Source organism: Mycolicibacterium nivoides (assembly GCF_003855255.1).
GTDB lineage: Bacteria > Actinomycetota > Actinomycetes > Mycobacteriales > Mycobacteriaceae > Mycobacterium > Mycobacterium nivoides.
In genome coordinates this window covers 3,629,887-3,645,552 of the sequence record NZ_CP034072.1, presented here as the reverse complement: position 1 = coordinate 3,645,552, position 15,666 = coordinate 3,629,887, and the positions used below count along the sequence as shown (strand labels likewise).

General features: G+C 58.1%; 13 protein-coding genes. All 13 read left to right on the top strand.

Annotated elements, in window-relative coordinates:
• Window positions 1-33: 33 nt before the first annotated feature.
• The 13 genes from EH231_RS17665 to EH231_RS17600 all read left to right on the top strand — a co-directional run bounded on the left by EH231_RS17665 (window position 34) and on the right by EH231_RS17600 (window position 15,601).
• Window positions 34-633, top strand: coding sequence for a hypothetical protein (locus EH231_RS17665; RefSeq protein ID WP_124712924.1), 600 nt, complete (start codon window positions 34-36; stop codon window positions 631-633).
• Window positions 634-675: 42 nt separating this feature from the next.
• A complete protein-coding gene (locus tag EH231_RS17660; protein ID WP_124712923.1) occupies window positions 676-1,824 on the top strand; it encodes a major capsid protein in 1,149 nt (382 codons plus the stop codon).
• A 472-nt stretch (window positions 1,825-2,296) separates the two neighbouring features.
• On the top strand, window positions 2,297-2,635 hold the full coding sequence (locus EH231_RS17650; protein WP_124712921.1) for a hypothetical protein: 339 nt from the start codon (window positions 2,297-2,299) through the stop codon (window positions 2,633-2,635).
• Window positions 2,636-2,730: 95 nt separating this feature from the next.
• The gene (locus EH231_RS17645) at window positions 2,731-3,066 is read left to right on the top strand and encodes a hypothetical protein (protein WP_206429587.1); all 336 of its coding nucleotides are present in this window, start codon (window positions 2,731-2,733) and stop codon (window positions 3,064-3,066) included.
• A gap of 9 nt (window positions 3,067-3,075) precedes the next feature.
• The gene (locus tag EH231_RS17640; RefSeq protein WP_124712919.1) at window positions 3,076-3,579 is read left to right on the top strand and encodes a phage tail termination protein; all 504 of its coding nucleotides are present in this window, start codon (window positions 3,076-3,078) and stop codon (window positions 3,577-3,579) included.
• Between the two features lie 27 nt (window positions 3,580-3,606).
• Window positions 3,607-4,509 (top strand): Ig-like domain-containing protein, encoded by a 903-nt coding sequence (locus tag EH231_RS17635; protein WP_124712918.1) that lies wholly within the window; start codon window positions 3,607-3,609, stop codon window positions 4,507-4,509.
• 88 nt (window positions 4,510-4,597) lie between these two features.
• A complete protein-coding gene (locus EH231_RS17630; protein ID WP_124712917.1) occupies window positions 4,598-4,897 on the top strand; it encodes a hypothetical protein in 300 nt (99 codons plus the stop codon).
• Between the two features lie 137 nt (window positions 4,898-5,034).
• Window positions 5,035-5,427 carry a hypothetical protein gene (locus EH231_RS17625; protein WP_124712916.1) on the top strand — a complete coding sequence of 131 codons (393 nt, stop codon included), beginning with the start codon at window positions 5,035-5,037 and terminating at the stop codon, window positions 5,425-5,427.
• Window positions 5,428-5,456: 29 nt separating this feature from the next.
• Entirely contained in the window at window positions 5,457-10,562 is a 5,106-nt protein-coding gene (locus EH231_RS34615) for an NlpC/P60 family protein (RefSeq protein ID WP_124712915.1), read from the top strand.
• A gap of 88 nt (window positions 10,563-10,650) precedes the next feature.
• Window positions 10,651-11,565, top strand: coding sequence for a hypothetical protein (locus EH231_RS17615; protein WP_124712914.1), 915 nt, complete (start codon window positions 10,651-10,653; stop codon window positions 11,563-11,565).
• The gene (locus EH231_RS17610; RefSeq protein WP_124712913.1) at window positions 11,566-13,299 is read left to right on the top strand and encodes a Gp37-like protein; all 1,734 of its coding nucleotides are present in this window, start codon (window positions 11,566-11,568) and stop codon (window positions 13,297-13,299) included.
• Window positions 13,300-13,323: 24 nt separating this feature from the next.
• Window positions 13,324-13,821: a phage gene 29 protein family protein gene (locus EH231_RS17605; protein WP_124712912.1), complete on the top strand. Its 498-nt coding sequence runs from the start codon at window positions 13,324-13,326 to the stop codon at window positions 13,819-13,821.
• The gene (locus tag EH231_RS17600) at window positions 13,805-15,601 is read left to right on the top strand and encodes a phage tail family protein (protein ID WP_124712911.1); all 1,797 of its coding nucleotides are present in this window, start codon (window positions 13,805-13,807) and stop codon (window positions 15,599-15,601) included. The genes EH231_RS17605 and EH231_RS17600 overlap by 17 nt, the downstream gene beginning before the upstream one ends.
• Window positions 15,602-15,666 lie beyond the last annotated feature (65 nt).

Sequence of the window (15,666 nt, the reverse complement as noted above, 5' to 3'; positions counted from 1 at the left end):
CGTTTTATTGACTGGCTTTTTGAGGAATTTTCTATGTCTGATATTGACCCTGACAACAATGATCCTGTCGAGACCGATCCTACTGGCGGCGATCCCGTTGAGAAGTCTGAGAGCACGTTTAAGGCGATTACCTCTCAGGATGAGTTCGATAAGGCTGTTGCGCGCCGGGTGGCGCGTGAGCGGAAGAAGTACGAAGGCTTTGAGGACTTTAAGACCAAGGCCGAGCAGTTCGACAAGCTTGAGGCTGAGAAGGGGTCGGATATCGAGAAGCTGACTCGCCGTGCCGAGAAGGCCGAGGGTGAGCTAACCAAGCTGACCGAGAAGCTGACTAAGGCTGAACGGAATGAGTTGGTACGCGATATTGCGGATGAAATGGGTCTGCCTAAGAAGCTCGCTAAGCGGGTTCAGGGAGATTCTGAGGAAGATATTCGCGCAGACATTGAGGATCTTCTAGAGGGCTTGCCAAAGAGCGAACAGAAGGTCGAGAAGGACGAGGACGGCGATAAGAAGAAGCCGCCTACTCAGTCCCCTAAGGCTCGCATGACTTTCACGTCGACTGGTGATCAGTCGGACGATGGTTTGGAGCTTAGTGCCGACGACATTCTTAAGGATATTCCTCGCGGCAGCGCTTAATTAGCAGTCAATAACTTAATAACAAATTAATAGGAGAAACATATGGCACACATTTTCGTGAAGCCGGAACTCGTCGCTGAGATTGGCGTTAAGCAGCTACAGCGCGAGATCGTTCTACCTGGCCTGGTGTGGACTAACCCGCTGACCAATTTCGGTGGTTCTAAGAATGACACGATTACCGTGCGCGTTCCTGCCATCACCACGGCTAACCGGCGAGACCTGCGCGATACGGACCGTACGGTCGTCGCTTCTGAGCTGGTTGAGCATTCATTCGGCGTGACGCTGGATAAGCACATCTACGCCGCGCTTAAGTTCACGGACGAGCAGCGCACGTTGGATATCCGCGACTACACGTCGCAGGTGCTTGTGCCGCAGGTCTCGGCTGTTGCTTTCGAGCTTGAGGATTACATTGCTGAGCTGATCGAGGGCGCTCCGTATGAGGAGACGATTCTGATTGATCCGTCGGATACGGTTCCGTCGTTCATCACGGCTGACCAGCGCATGGGTGAGGCATTCGTGCCTACCGATGGCCGTGTCCTGGTGGTCGGGTCTGCTGTGGCTGCGGCTCTGGCTAAGGATAAGCAGTTCCGTCATGCTGATTGGTCTGGCGATCAGGCCAACTCGGCTCTGCGTGAGGCCCATGTGGGTCGTCTGGCTGGCATGAACGTGGTTCGTTCGCTGGCTATCGCTCCGGATAAGGCTTATCTGTGGCACCGTACGGCCTTCATCCTGGCTTACCGGACTCCGGTTGTGCCTGAGGGCGCTAAGGCTGGTGCTTCGTTCTCGGCTAACAACGTGGCTCTGCGTTGGCTGGCTGACTACGACTACAGCCAGCTTGGGGACCGGACCCTGCTTGACGTGTTCACTGGCCGCAAGGTTGTGACTGAGGTCGACGGGTCGTTCGTCCGCGCTGTGGAGCTACAGCTAACCGCTTCGGGTATCTCGATTGTGGGTGGCGACTTCGCGCTTGCGACTCGGACGGGTACGCGGAAGCTCAAGGTGCGTGACGACAACGGCACGGACGTGACGGCTCGCTGCACGTTCCAGTCGGCCACGGCCAGCAACGCGACCGTTTCGGCTTCTGGCCTGGTGACGGGTGTTGCGGCTGGTACGTCGGTGATCACGGCCTCTTACGTTCCGCCTCAGGGTGGTGCGGCTAAGACGGCTACCGCTACGGTCACCGTTCCTTAGTCGAGGCTCTTATGGCGGGTCTAGCGTCCATTGAGGACTTGCAGACCCTCATGTCTCAGACGTTTGAAGGCGATGAGCTAGAGCAGGCCAAGCTTGTTCTAGACATCGTTTCTTCGTGGGCGCGGGTGGTGTCGGGTCGAGCGTGGCCCGACGCCCCCGCCGACGTTCCTGATGATGTGCGGGCTGTTGTGTTGCAGGCGTCCCGCCGGGAGCTTAAGAACCCTGACCGCGTGATTTCGCGGCAGATGGGTCCGTTCAGCGTCCAGTATTCCCAGCCACCGGACGGGTTCTTTTACCCGGCTGAAATGGCGATCCTTAAGCGCTTTAAGCGGTCGGGGGGTCTACAGACGGTGAGCACTTCTCGCGGCGAGGAAGGACGGCCTTGGGCCGGTAAGACGGCCTTTATCCGATACGGGGGCAGCATGTTCCCGTTCTGTAGCGAGGACGACGGTTACGGAGACGTGGTGCCCTGGTGAACGAGGAGACTTTAACCGTTCGCCGGGGCGATACGGATAAGTACGGCAATCCGAACAAAGAGGTTCACGGCACGGTTAAGGGCATTTTTGCGTGGGGGCCGGGGACCAGCACCAATAAGTTTGGCCGGAAGCAGAATTTCAAGGGGGAGAGTTCGAGCCTGACTGCGGAGCTGTATGTGAAGCGGGGCGCGGACGTTAAGGCTCGGGATCGCATCGAGCGTGGCAACGGCGAGGTTTACACCGTCGTTGGTCATTCGATGTGGGATCAGGGGCACGCCTTTGATGGGTACGACTTCGGCTATGTGGTGTTTCAGGTGGAGGCGGTGAATGGGTAATGCCTGCGGCTGGCACAACGATTGGTCACAGGCTTACTGACATTCACATTCCGGTCCCTAACCCTGGTTTGGCGAAACTGCTGCTTGGTCCAGAGATGGAACTGCTCATGGGCATTATCGGCCAGGAGGTCGTGCTTGCCTATCGGGCGGGTGTTGCTAAGCGGTCCGGAAAGCTTATGTCGTCTGCCGGTGCTGAAACGATCATTGGCGGTAAGAAGAATGACCGCTGGGTTTCGCACGTCACTGTTGGCGGCGAGACGGCTGTGTCGACTTGGCACAGTCCACGTAACCCTAATCCTGGCGACCTGTTCTTTTACGGCGTTCTTCATGAGCACGGCGACGGTGGTAATCCGCCTTCGGGTTGGGACTTCCCTGCGCATAAGGATTTGAAGAAAGCCGTGGCTGTCGTTAAGGCGAAGAACGGCGCTTAAGGGGGGCTTATGTCTTTGGTTCTGCCGGATTGGTACGAAAATAATTTCGTAAACATCGAGAACCTGTTTATCGACATTTTCACGAAACTACTGCCGAATTATGAGTCGGGGTGTTGGTTGCCTGACGACTGGCTTGATAATGCGGACCCTGACCCTACGTTGTGGTTCTTCCGGATGCCGGGGGGCCAGGTCGACTGGGACGCCCGTAAGGATGAGTGCCAGTTGCAGGTCATGGCCGTTACTGGCTCGCGCGATGATTCGTGGGAGCTTATGAACTTTGTCCGTTCGATCCTGCTGCCGATGCAGGGGGACAAGTTCAAGATGGCTGACGGGTACACGGCGCAGATTCGCTGCGATAAAGAAGTGGCCGGGCCGCAATTGCTAACACCGAATCAGAGGATCGACAACCGCGTTGTCACGGCGACGTTCCAAGTTTCTGTGTCGATGAAAACCGCTAAGAACTACAAGCAGTTTCTTTATGCCTTGTGGCATGGGCTGACGGGTAGCCCTTAGCGAATAATTGAATAAGGACAACTTAATATGACGGATTTTTACACGATTAAGGACGCGCAGGCCGACCTAGCGATTGCGCCTCTGAACCTTACCGTGCTTCTGGCTCCGTATTCGGCTACTCCTGCGCTAACGCTTGAGTCTGCCGTTGACGGGTCGCTGGAAATTCCTGCTGGCTACAAGTCTGTGGGCCATTTCCAGAAGCAGGCGGGTCTTACGCTCGGTAACGAGTTCGACTCGAAGGATATTGAGGCTTACGGCGAGCCTGAGCCTATCCGCACGATTATCAACAAGCGGACCACGACGTTCGATTTCTCGATGTACCAGAACCAGCGCAACGTGCTTGAGCTGATCTGGACTCAGGACTTCACGGACATCGAGCCTTCTGAGTTCGGCGGCATTGTTCTGGAAGCGCCTAAGGTGCCGAAGAACATCTACTACCGGGCGATCCTGGTTGGCCTGGATGACCGTAACGACCGTGAGGTTTGGGTCTACTGGCTGATGCCGAAGGTGAAGCTGGATCGGGTTGATAACCAGACGCTCAACGACGACAACGTTATTGAGTACAAGCCGACGCTTAAGGCGTTCCGTGACGATGTTGTGGGCTACTCGGTGGCTCAGGGCTTCGCGGGGCCGGGCTGGCGCGACATTGTGGCTACGGCTGGCTTTGGCCGGGCGCTGACCGCTCTGACGATTACGCCTAACGCTCCGACTGTCACGGTGGCTACGGGCGCGAGCCATACGGCTCAGCTTCTGGTTGAGGGTGACAACGGCATTAACTACACGCCGGATTGCACCTTTGAGTCGAGCGATCCGCTTAAGGCGAGCGTTTCGGCTAACGGTCTGGTGACCGGTGTTGCGGCTGGTACCGCGACGATCACGGCTAAGAAGGGGTCTCTGACGGCTACGGCCACGGTGACCATTACTGCTTAGTCGCAGTTTGGGGGGAATGAGGGGAGCGGGCTTAGGTTCGCTCCCCTCTCCCTTTGTTGTCTGAATTATCTAAGGGGGAAAGAATCTTATGGAAGAAAACAAGGTGCTGGACGAGCTGGTCGGGACTGTGTTTGCTGATCTGATTGCGTCGGTGCGGGTGCCTGATCCGCTGCCTGTTGCGCCTGGTCTGGTTGTTAAGAACCCGACTAAGAAGCAGGCGAATGCGCTGATCAAGGCCACGACCGAGGAAGAGGCTCAGCGCATCATCTTCGGCGATGACTATGACCGCGCTATGGAGCTGTTCGATCCTCAGCCTGTGCAGGTGTGGAACGCGTTTATGGCTAAGTACAACGAGCACTTTTTCGGGGATAAGGACTCGGGAAAGTAATCTACGCTGCGGACATTGTTGAGCGGTATTGGCGTGCGATCTGTTGGGATTTCCAAACGATCTTGCACGTCAATGCCCTTGACTACTTCGCAGCGCCGTGCCGGTGCGGGTATTGCCAGGAGCGGTACGGGAGCGATATGGGCGCTCGTTATGCGTCACGTCGGAACTGGGATCAGTTCATCATGTTCTACGAAACTCTGCTGCAAATCCGTGGCTCTTACACGCAGGCAATGTACTTGCAAGACCCTGACGTAATTGAGCTGCAAGCTAGCGCTAAGGATGAAGATTGGAAGGCTAGTAAGCCGCCGCTGTTTGGTTGGACGGCTGAGCTGGACGCTTTGTTCTACATCGCCGATCAGGTGCAGGCCGGTCGGGTGCGCAATGCGGACGACTTTAAGCCTTATCCGCGTCCTGAGCTTCCGGCTGAAAAGGAACGGAAGCGCCGTAAGGAGCAGAAGGTTAACACTGGGCTAGAGGCGGCTATGGCGCGTGGCGTTGAGTCGGCTAAGGCTAAGTGGGTCAAATTATAACTGAATAACAACTTAATAGAGGGGGCACTGTGGCTGAATATATTGCCGCCCAAGCGGGGGTACTTATGGTGCCCACGCTTGGGAAGGGTGCCAATAGTTTCCACCAGAAGCTACGGACACAACTACAGACGGTGCGCGAGTCTGTCGAGGTCAAGGTTGAGGCAAAGACCGCTGAAATGCTGGCTGAGATTGAGTCGGCTAAGCAGGCTGCCGAACGTGACCCGATCCGACTTCGGATTGAGGAACAGCAGGTTACGCACCAGATCACGTCGATTAAGCGGAAGGTCACTGACCTAAAGGATCAGACGCGGCGTGGTTTGACCCTGAACATTGCGGTGGCCGGGATGGCGCAGCTTTCGCAGCTCGGTTTGATTCTGGGGTCGCTGAATACGTCAATCGTGCAGTTGGCGCAGTCGTCTTTGGTTCTGCCGGGCATTGTTGGCGGTTTGGCGTCGTCTTTCGGGGCGGCGATGGTCGGCTCTCGTGGCCTGGCGGACGCGTTCAAGGCGCAGTCTCAGGCTCAGCAGAGCGCGGTGGAGTCTGCGCGTCAGCAGCGTGACGCTAACCGCGCGGTGCGGGATTCGACGCGCGATCTTAATAACGCCATTCGGGATGCTCGCCGGAATCTTGAGGATTTGAACGCGCAGATGCGTGACGCTCCGCTGGATGAAGCCGAAGCGATGATGAACCTGCAAGAGGCGATGGCCGAGGCTAACGACAAGGTTGGCAAGTCGGCGTGGCAGATGCAGAAGGATCAGCTTGGTATTCGCAGGGCTGAGGGCCAGCTTACGGAGACTCGTCGGCGGAATCTGCGACTACAAGAGGACGTAGCCGAGGCTAACGCTAAGGGCGTCCAGGGCAGTGACGCGGTGGTCGCGGCGACGGAGCGTTTGACTTCGGCGCTTGAGCAGGCTGCGGACGGCTCTACTGCGGTCAAAAAGCTCGTGGACGCTATGGGCAACCTGTCTCCGAATGCTCAGGACTTTGTTAATCGGGTGCGGTCGCTCAGTGGTGCGTGGCTGGACCTACGTATGGCTGTGCAGGATCGACTATTCGCCAATCTGGGGTCCGATATCCAGGGCTTGGCGGGTACGGGCCTGCCGTTGCTTGAACGTGGCTTGACGGGCATTGCAGGGGCCATTAACGGCAACCTGCGCGCGGCTATCTCCTCACTAGGCGATAGCAAGAATCAGGGATTCCTAGAGCGCCTGTTCGGTAACACGGAGGACGCGCAGAACCTACTCACTCGGGCTATTGATCCGTTGGTGGGTGGGGTGCTGCGCCTAACGGCGGCTAGCTCTGATTCGCTGCCACGTCTAGCGGACGCCTTTGGTGACGTGATGACGCGGTTTGAGAACTTCGTGTCTGCGGCTGACGACGATGGCCGTCTTGATAAGTGGATCGACTCGGGCCTTAAGGCGCTAACCGATCTGGGTAACACTCTGCTGAATATCGGTTCGATCATGAACTCTGTCAGTGAGGCGTTCACCGGTACGGGAGGCCGCGGCCTACTTGACTTGCTTAGCGATGGCACTAAGCGTCTGGCGGATTTCCTTAAGAGTGCCGAGGGGCAAAAGAAGCTTAAGGACTTTTTCTACGAGGCGCGTGCTGAGTTCCAGAAGTGGCGTCCGACGTTGGAGCAGATTCCGGGCATTCTCAAGAATGTTCAGGATGCGGCTCAGCGGTGGGCCAACATGCTGTTGCCGTTCCTAAATACGGCGGCGACTCTACTTAAGAACCATCCGGCGCTAATTCAGACGATCCTGTATGCGTGGCTTGGCTGGCGGACTATCCAGCCGATCCTAACGGGCGTTAAGACTGGGATAGACGGCCTCACGAAGGCGCTTGACCTGGTGTCGAACGCGTTTGGTAACGGTAGTTCCGGCGCTAACGGTAAGGCTTCGCGTTTCAGTAGCTTGATGGCTGTTGGTGGGCCTATCGCTGTGGGCGTGAGCGCGGTGGCTGCACTGTTGCTCAACCAGTACGTGAATGCGCAGCAGGAGGCCGCTGAGTCGACTGCTTACCACGCGGACATGGTTGCGCGGTTGCGCGGCGAAATGGATGCGCTGTCGGGGTCGTTGACGCAGCAGGGTTTGGCTGAGAAGTTGGGCCGGGCTGGTGGTTTCGTTGATCCTAACGAGTCGGATGCTAAGCCGCGTGATCTGCCGGGGTTGGCTCAGAGTGAGTTCAACATTAACCGGGAGCTGTTCGGGCAGGCGTTGACGCCGACGAATCAGGCTGCACGTGACCAGGTTATCGGGACGGCGCGTAAGGCGATCCTTGACGAGCTGAACTCTAAGCCTTTGGCTTCGTTCGTTGGTGAGGATGACGCGAATTTCCTTAACCTGCTGAATAAGCAGCGTAAGCCGGAAGCTCAGATCAACAATGATGTTCTGGCTCGGGCGCTTACGGGTGATAATCAGGCTCGGGAGCTGTTTGAGAAGTCGGGGGCTTCGTTCTCGCTTAGCGATCTGCTGTATGGCTACAACAATCCGTTGTCGTGGCTGCCGGGGTCGCGTAACGATGACACGCCGGGTCTGTCTCAGCGTGCTCGTGCGGGCGCGAATATCAGCCGGTTCGTCATGGACGACACCAACCATGCGTTGCAGGTTGGCGCGGAAGTGCGGTCGAACAACGAGGCGGTTACGGGCCGGGCGCAGTTCAAGCCGGGCACGCCTAACCCGTTCGCGGGTCTTGGCAGCCCTTCGCCGTACTACGAGCCTGGGGGCCAGGGCGCGGCGGGCGTGCGCGTCGATATGCGCTTCGGCGATATCCAGCGCAACCATCCGGACCTAGTTGAGAACATTCGTAAGAACGGTGGCCGGTTCGAGGAGCTGGCTGACGGCACGGTGATTCACCTTGACGCTGACCGCGCGGGCATGTACTTGCAGCCTGCGCCTACGGCGGCTACGGGTGGAATGCTAAGCGGGCCGGGCACGGGTCGTAGTGACTCGATTCTGGCGCGGGTGTCTAACGGCGAGTTCATCACTCGGGCCGATTCGGTGGCCAAGTACGGACAGGAGTTCTTTCACGCTCTCAACAAGGGCGAGATTGATCCGTCCATGCTGCCCGGTTTCGACGGTGGCGGTCTGGTCGGCAGCCCGTTTGATCCAGTTCCGTTGCCGATCAGTGGGTTTGCGCCTAAGCCGTTGGCTCCGGTTCCGCCTGCGCCGCCTGGTGCGTTTGACGCGCCGACGCCGTTGGACATGCTGCCTAAGCCGGTCATTCCGATTCCGGACCTTGCGAATCCTGGTCTCTTCGATCCGTCTACCGGCAAGTATGGTGCTGCGCCAGCGTCAGCGACTCAGCGTCCACTTAAGCCGGGTGTCGATGGCGACAAGGGGGAGTCGAGCGGGCCTAATGTGCCGCCGACTGATCCGCGTTCGCCTGCGTATCCGGCTCACGGCCTGGGCGGTTCGCCGGGGCCGGGCAACGGCATCCCGCATTTGACGGGTGCTGCGCCGGGGTCGACGCCGACTGTTGCTGGTTTGGCTCTGCCGGGGCTTACGCCTCAGGCGGGTATGCCGGGCAGTGTCCCGAATCCAGGTCTGACGCCTAGTGCTAATGACCCGATGGGATTGGCCGGTCTACCTAAGGAGTTGCAGCCGGTAGGCATCTTGGAGCAGATCGGTGAGATTCTGCTTAGCGCGGTGCTGGGCTTCTTTGGCATTGATCCGACGTACTTCAATATCGGTAAGCGCATCTTTACGGGGCTAACCGGAAGTAAGGACGATCAGAATAAGCCTCGTGATGCTGATCCTCAGGTTCAGCAGATCATTGACGGTTACCCGACCGATTTGCAGGCTCAGAATCCATTTGTCGGAACGCTCAATAGTGGGTCGGTATCTCCGGCTGCTCAGCGTGCGTCGAATATGGCTGAGTTGATGGCGGGTAAGCCTTACGTGTGGGGTGGTTCGGGTCTTGACGGCACGGACTGTTCAGGTCTGGTGATGTACGTTGCCGACGCGCTTAACGGTAAGCCGTTCGCGGGTCGTACGGGTGGTACTGGCGGGTTCGCGCAGGCCATTCCAGCTAAGGGTGGCGTGCTTATCGCTGATCCGTCGCAGGCTCCACCGGGAACTTACCGGATTGGCTGGAATGCTTCGCATACGGCGGCAACGCTGCCTGATGGCCGGAACATTGAGTCGAGCACGTATGGGAAGCCGATTGCGGTTGGGTCGGGGGCTTCGGGTTACAACGATCCGCAGTTCACGAACTGGGCGTACTTCCCGTTGCCTGGCTTCGCTAGTGGAGGGTTCCTGAGTGGTGCCGGTACGGGCCGCTCAGATTCGATGCTTGCGCGAGTTAGTAACGGCGAGTTCATCACGCGTGCGGATTCGGTCGCTAAGTACGGTCGGGGCTTCTTTGAGGCTATTAACTCGGGGCGGATTGATCCGTCGATGCTGCCGGGCTTCGCGCCGGGTGGTATGCCGTTGCCTCCGGTGACGCCGTTGCCGACGCCTCAGCCAGCTCCACCGCCGCCAGTTGCGACGGCTGCGCCGAATGGTGCGCCTGCCGATCCGGCTGTGCCTCCTCCACCGGTTGAGCCTGTTGTCCCTACGGAGACGGCAGAGCAGGCGCTTGGTGGGCTTGGTAGCGCGCTGTCTGGCACTAACGCCGGGCCGAGCGGGCAGTTGCCGGGTGCGGCTGCGCCGGAGGGTGCTACGCCGGGCGTTGATCCGCGTTCTGTTGCGGGGGCTGCGCCGACGAACCTTGACCACAACAACCCTGCCTTGAGCAAGGGTATTCAGTCAGGGTTTACGCATGTGGGCAGCTTGATTGCCACGGCAGCGTCTATGGGCGCTGGCGCGGCGGGTGCGGCTGCGCCGGGAGCTGGTGCTGCCGGTGGTGCGGCTGGTGCCGGTATTCAGGCTGGCGCGCAGATTGCGGGGCAGGTCGCTAGCGGCGCTGTCAACATTCTGTCGAGCTTGCTGGTGGGCACGCTGTCTGGTGGTTCGTCACCTAACGCGTATGGCGCTCCGGTGCTTCCTCAGCAGCCTCAGGGTGGCGGTCTAGGGGGACCGGCTGTGGTTAACAACTACGGCGATATCCACACGGCTTCTTATGACCAGTTCTATCAGGGTCAGCAGAGGCGTGAAGCTCAGACGCAGGCTCCATTCCTGCCGATGAAGTAAACACTCTAACGACGGGTTAGCCCCGCTCGAATGCCGGTACTACTCCGGTGGCCGGGCGGGGCTTTCCCGTTAGAAAGACAACTGAATAGTGAGCGATTACGTCAAGATTACTTTGACGGGTCGGGATGGTTCTACCTGGTGCTTGTCGGGCGCTGGCGCGGGTCGAGAGGGCGTAACCCTTTCCCCGAATGTCCAGAATCTTATTGATGCGCCGGTTAAGACTTTGTGGACGCCCGGCCCTTTTGGTGAGCAGTACGCCGGTAAGCGTGTGCGTCGGCGCGAGGTCATTTTCTCTGTCCAGGTTGGGCATGAGGGATGGGACCCCGATACGTGGGCCACGGTCGATTCCCGTTGGCGATGGGCATGGGATTACGACCAGGAATGCACGCTAACTGTCGAAACTTCCGATGGCATTAGGAACCTTAAGCTTCGGCTTCTAGAGGAACCTAAGGCGTACGGCGCGAAAGACCCGTTCCTTACGGGCGACTGCGAAGTGATGATGACGACGGTCGCTGAGTTCCCGTATTGGGTGAGCGAGCCGGACGTTTTCATTTGGAAAACGCCGAACCTTGCGGACCGCACGACGGTGTTTGTCGCCAATAACGGCGATGTGCCGGTGTGGCTGCGGTGGACGTTCACTGCGCCTGGTACGTGGACCATTCCTGACTTCTCGTGGGAAAACGACATGTTTGCGCGCGGCGAAATGGACCGTGGCCGAACGCTGGTGCTGCCTGAGCTTAAGCAGGGCGAGAGCATCACGGTTGATTCAGACCCGCGCGTCCAGACGATTGTGGCCGCTAACGACGCGCCTGTTCAGCACAGGTGGAAGGGCAACGATCTGCTGTACCCGCTGATGCCGGGTAAGAGCGGAGAGCTGCCGGTCGGGTTCAAGGCTAAGCCGACTGAGCCGGGTTCTGAGAACGGCGGCGCTTTCAAGCTAACTGTCCCTAAGTGGTATTCGCGTCCGTGGTCGCGTCCGCATGTGATTCGGACGGGGTACTAAATGTGGCAGGACAGTGACCTTTGGGATATTGACAAGTCTTGCGATTACTACCGTGGTCGGCACGAGTCGATGCGGAAGGCGCACCCGCTAATCCGTATTTGGATTAACGATCCTGAGAATAGTCATGGCGCTGTCTGTGTCGGGCGGGTCGACTTTACGGACACCATTAAGGGTTCGTTCCCATTTAAGAACAACACGGCCACGCAGGGCGTGTTGCAAATTCGAGACGATCATTACATCGCTCTGTTCCTTAAGCGGTTGCCGCAGGATGAGCGTTACCAGAAGAACGTAATGATCACGGTTGATTTTTACGGTGGCGCTAAGCGCTGGTCTGGGTTGCTGGATAAGTGGAACATTAAGACCACTGAGGACGGCGCAAAGTATTTTGAAATGACGTTCCAGGATGACCTGACGTATTTGCAATACCTGCTGTGTCCTCCTAATCCGTTCCTGCCGATTCCGGTATTTCAGTTTCCACGCATGTTCATGCTGGCTGGCCCTAGTAAGTGGGCTATCTCGATGCTTATTCTCCTTAACCTGCTAAGGGTCGAGGGGAACCTTTGGGAATTGCCAGACGACCCGTTTGATCCTGAGGAGTGGGACCAGATTCTTGATTGGTCCGATTGGCAGGTTCATATCAAGGGTTCGCCGTGGCTGGTGGACGACTCGTCTATGTGGACGTTCCTGTCTGCACGTATGAATCCGGTGGACGCGGTTATCGCTGATGCGCTGGACGATTGCCAGCTCACGATGAATTACCGCCGAGTCCTAACGGACGATGGCGAGGTCGCAGACGGCCTGATGGGCATTGCGGACGGCACGCGCGTTAAGAATGGCGCGCTTGTATTCGAGGTTGTCGATAACTCTAACGCGCACGCTTTCGACGGCACGTTCCTATCGGGGACGGTCATTGACGGTTTCGCGCGGTCCCTGATCACGTATGGCGGCGGGTTCGTTGAGGACGTGTTTAACCAGGTCGGGGAGGACTCGACTCTGCATCCGGACGAGTATTACCAGTCCGGCTGGTTGGGCACTATCGCTAAGCAGCCGTGGCTAGTTATCCGTGATAGCGAGTGGACGCCGATTACGTCGTCCGATATGTCGTGGGGTCCGTCTAAGAACGTATCCGTTGTTGTGGGTGGTGATAACCCGGCGGCGGACGCCATTGCAAAGCTGATCATTGAGACGACTGGCGCGCTCATTGGCTATTTCCTGTTGGCTGGGTTCTCCGGCTTGGGCAGTATCGCGGCGGACGTGATTATGCCGTTCCTGGTGGGAACCATCGCGGCCTGGCTGCAATGGAAGAACACTGGGCGAGCTAACGCGCTTGGCTGGATGCACTACTGGGAGCTGTACCAGGCCGGTGCCGAGAATAACTCTTGGTCCCTGGCTGCGCTTAGCGCACTGCGTGGCGGGTTCCTGGTCGGCAAGTCGGAGACGACGCACCTGGTGGCGCTGCATGATTCCTGGGCTATTCCTGGCCTGCATTTCGATGTAGGCCACCGGATTGGTACGACGGTGGATTCGCCGGGCGTGCAGGACATCGTTTGGGTTAACCAGGTCGAGGAAATGGTCGCGGAGTGGGATAACTCCGGCGATGGGCAGCCGTATGCGTGGGTCATTAAGGCTGGTAAGTCGCAGCGGAATATGAGCATCGGCGAGCGGCTGGCGCGGCTTTCAAAGAAGTTCCTAGATGCAATTAACAACGTTGGCGTTCACCTTGTTCAGGGTTAACGCCAGCTTAGGGGGAGATAAGTAATGCTATCGCAGAACGATTGCGACATGGAAAATCCGGAACAGTTTGCGGCGTGGGCGTTCGCTGCGGGGGTACCTGACCCTCGCGGCGAGCGTTACCCGAATCAGCCTTTGATTCCCGCTAAGTGCTTCGGGGGCTTGTCGCAGATGCTTTGGGATTTCGGTTTCCGTTGGCATGAGGATAAGCAGACTAAGTGGGTTAGTCCTCGGACCGGGCCGACGCGCAACTTTGAGGCGTGGGGCACTACGGATATCAAGCCTGAGGACATTTTGGACGATGTTGCTCAGATGGCGGTTGAGGAGTTCCCGCAGATCGCGGCGAAGGTCGCGGCGGTGACTCCCGAGAAGCACCAGGAAGCGCTTGAGGAAGCGACTAAGGACTTGCTTAGCAAGATCGAGCGCCTTAATGAGGCGCGGTCGCGCATGGAGAGCCGTTTGGCTGAGCGCGAGGACCGGGAGGTAACTCCGGAAGCGGAGGCGGTCGATGGCGGGTCTACCTAGTGGTAATGCTGGTCTAGACGACCCGAAGTATGTAGTTCAGAACACGGTCACTGCGCTCGCGCAGCGGACGCAGGCTAACGTAGAAGCTGAGCACCGGGCGGCGATTCAGGACGCGGGTAATCCGCTGTCTCCGGCCATGACGTTTTTCTTTAACACGATCATGGGCGGCTTTCAGACGCTAAGCAATTTCCTTGAGCAGATCATTCAGGCCATCACTGGCGCTGCCAATGGGACGTTAGCCACGCTTTCGAGCTTCATTACGGGCGTCGTGACCGACGTTGGTAACGCGTTGGGCTGGCTGGCTGACCTGGTGGACGATCTGTGGAACAACGCGGCGTCGGTGATCGGGTCTATCCCGCAGACGCTTGTGTCGGGCCTACAGAGTGCGCTTAACGGCATTAACAGCACGATCCAGGCGGTTATCGAAGGCATCATTGGCGCTATTCGGGGTATCCCGTTGGTGGGTGCTGGGATTGCTGATCTGGTGTCGATCCTTACGGGTTACCGCGAGGGTGTTGAGACTGATCAGATTGTTCAGCAGAACCTAACGATTTCGTCTACGAGTTCGGTGCAGCGGCAACCCGCGTGGGCGTCGGCTTACCCGATTTCGGCGGTGACGTATCCGGCGATCCTGCATTCGGATTTCACGGTCTATGCGGAGACGGTGGGGCCTGCTACGGCGGGCACTGCGCACTCGCATGAGATTCGTGGGTCGACTGATGACGCTTACGCTATCGCGCCGTTTTGGGCGTGTGAGCAGAACGGCAGCTTGGGCGGGTTCGTCACGGCGGCTGAGGATACGGTGTTCTCCAAGTTCGGCATGGTGATCTTCTCGGACACGACGCCGGTTCCTGCCGGGACGGTCTATTTCGAGGTCTACCGGGAGCAGCCGGGCGGCAGCTTGGAACGGCTGACGCAGACGGACATTTCGGCGAACATCACCGGTTCAAGCAAGCTTCTGGTGTTGCAGTGGACGGACTTCCGGATCGTTGCGCGCCGGGGCGAGCGGTACCTGCTGCGGATTAAGAACACGTCGAGCCCTAACGTCGTGCCGCGTTTGCGTGGCCTTGCGTGGGGCACTGGTGTTCCGGAGATTCAGTGGGAGACCACGAGCGCGACGGACACGAATAAGACGACCTACACGGCTGCGGAGGCGGCTGCGATTATCTCCACGTCGGGTATTACGCCGTGGCTGATGCTGGCGGCTGAGGAGTCCGATATCCCTGAGGCTCGGACGTGGGCAGATGACTTTAACCGTCCTGAGCTGGGCTACTTGTGGAACCACAGCAAGACGGATAACGGCGATCTAGTCATTGCGGCTAACAAGCTGACGTACGGCGGGACGACTAACGGTTTCCAGCAGGCTTTGTATATCCATCCGTTGGCTACGGACAAGTTCAAGCTAACGGCTGAGGTTTCAAACCTTGGCGGTACGGGCCAGGTGTATTTCATGTGCGCTGGTGGTCGCAATAACAACGTGTCTGCGGTGCTGGCAATTGGCACTACTGGTGTGTCTATTCAGACTTTGATCGGCACGACGGTGACGGTGCGCGCGCAAGTGCTCAGGGTCAATAACGCGGGTAGGTACACGTTTACGTATGACCCGGCATCTAAGACGTACAACGTTCTGCTTAACGATCAGCCTATCGGGCTGTCGTGGACCGACAGTGGCAACTTGCTAGATAAGGGTGTCCAGTTCCGGTATTTCCAGATTCAGATTCAGCGCGTTAGTGGCGTTAATGGGGGGCAGGTAGACAATTGGGTGATTCAGGACAACTAAGCAAGATGGGTGTTTACGTGCCGGATAAGGGCACGGAGGCGGTTCCCGATGATGTGCCGCAGAAG

Coding starts and splice junctions, on each gene's coding strand:
- EH231_RS17665 (WP_124712924.1), top strand. CDS start 34: ATGTCTGATATTGACCCTGACAACAATGATCCTGTCGAGACCGATCCT.
- EH231_RS17605 (WP_124712912.1), top strand. CDS start 13,324: ATGCTATCGCAGAACGATTGCGACATGGAAAATCCGGAACAGTTTGCG.
- EH231_RS17635 (WP_124712918.1), top strand. CDS start 3,607: ATGACGGATTTTTACACGATTAAGGACGCGCAGGCCGACCTAGCGATT.
- EH231_RS17640 (WP_124712919.1), top strand. CDS start 3,076: ATGTCTTTGGTTCTGCCGGATTGGTACGAAAATAATTTCGTAAACATC.
- EH231_RS17660 (WP_124712923.1), top strand. CDS start 676: ATGGCACACATTTTCGTGAAGCCGGAACTCGTCGCTGAGATTGGCGTT.
- EH231_RS17625 (WP_124712916.1), top strand. CDS start 5,035: ATGGGCGCTCGTTATGCGTCACGTCGGAACTGGGATCAGTTCATCATG.
- EH231_RS17645 (WP_206429587.1), top strand. CDS start 2,731: ATGGAACTGCTCATGGGCATTATCGGCCAGGAGGTCGTGCTTGCCTAT.
- EH231_RS17630 (WP_124712917.1), top strand. CDS start 4,598: ATGGAAGAAAACAAGGTGCTGGACGAGCTGGTCGGGACTGTGTTTGCT.
- EH231_RS17600 (WP_124712911.1), top strand. CDS start 13,805: ATGGCGGGTCTACCTAGTGGTAATGCTGGTCTAGACGACCCGAAGTAT.
- EH231_RS17610 (WP_124712913.1), top strand. CDS start 11,566: ATGTGGCAGGACAGTGACCTTTGGGATATTGACAAGTCTTGCGATTAC.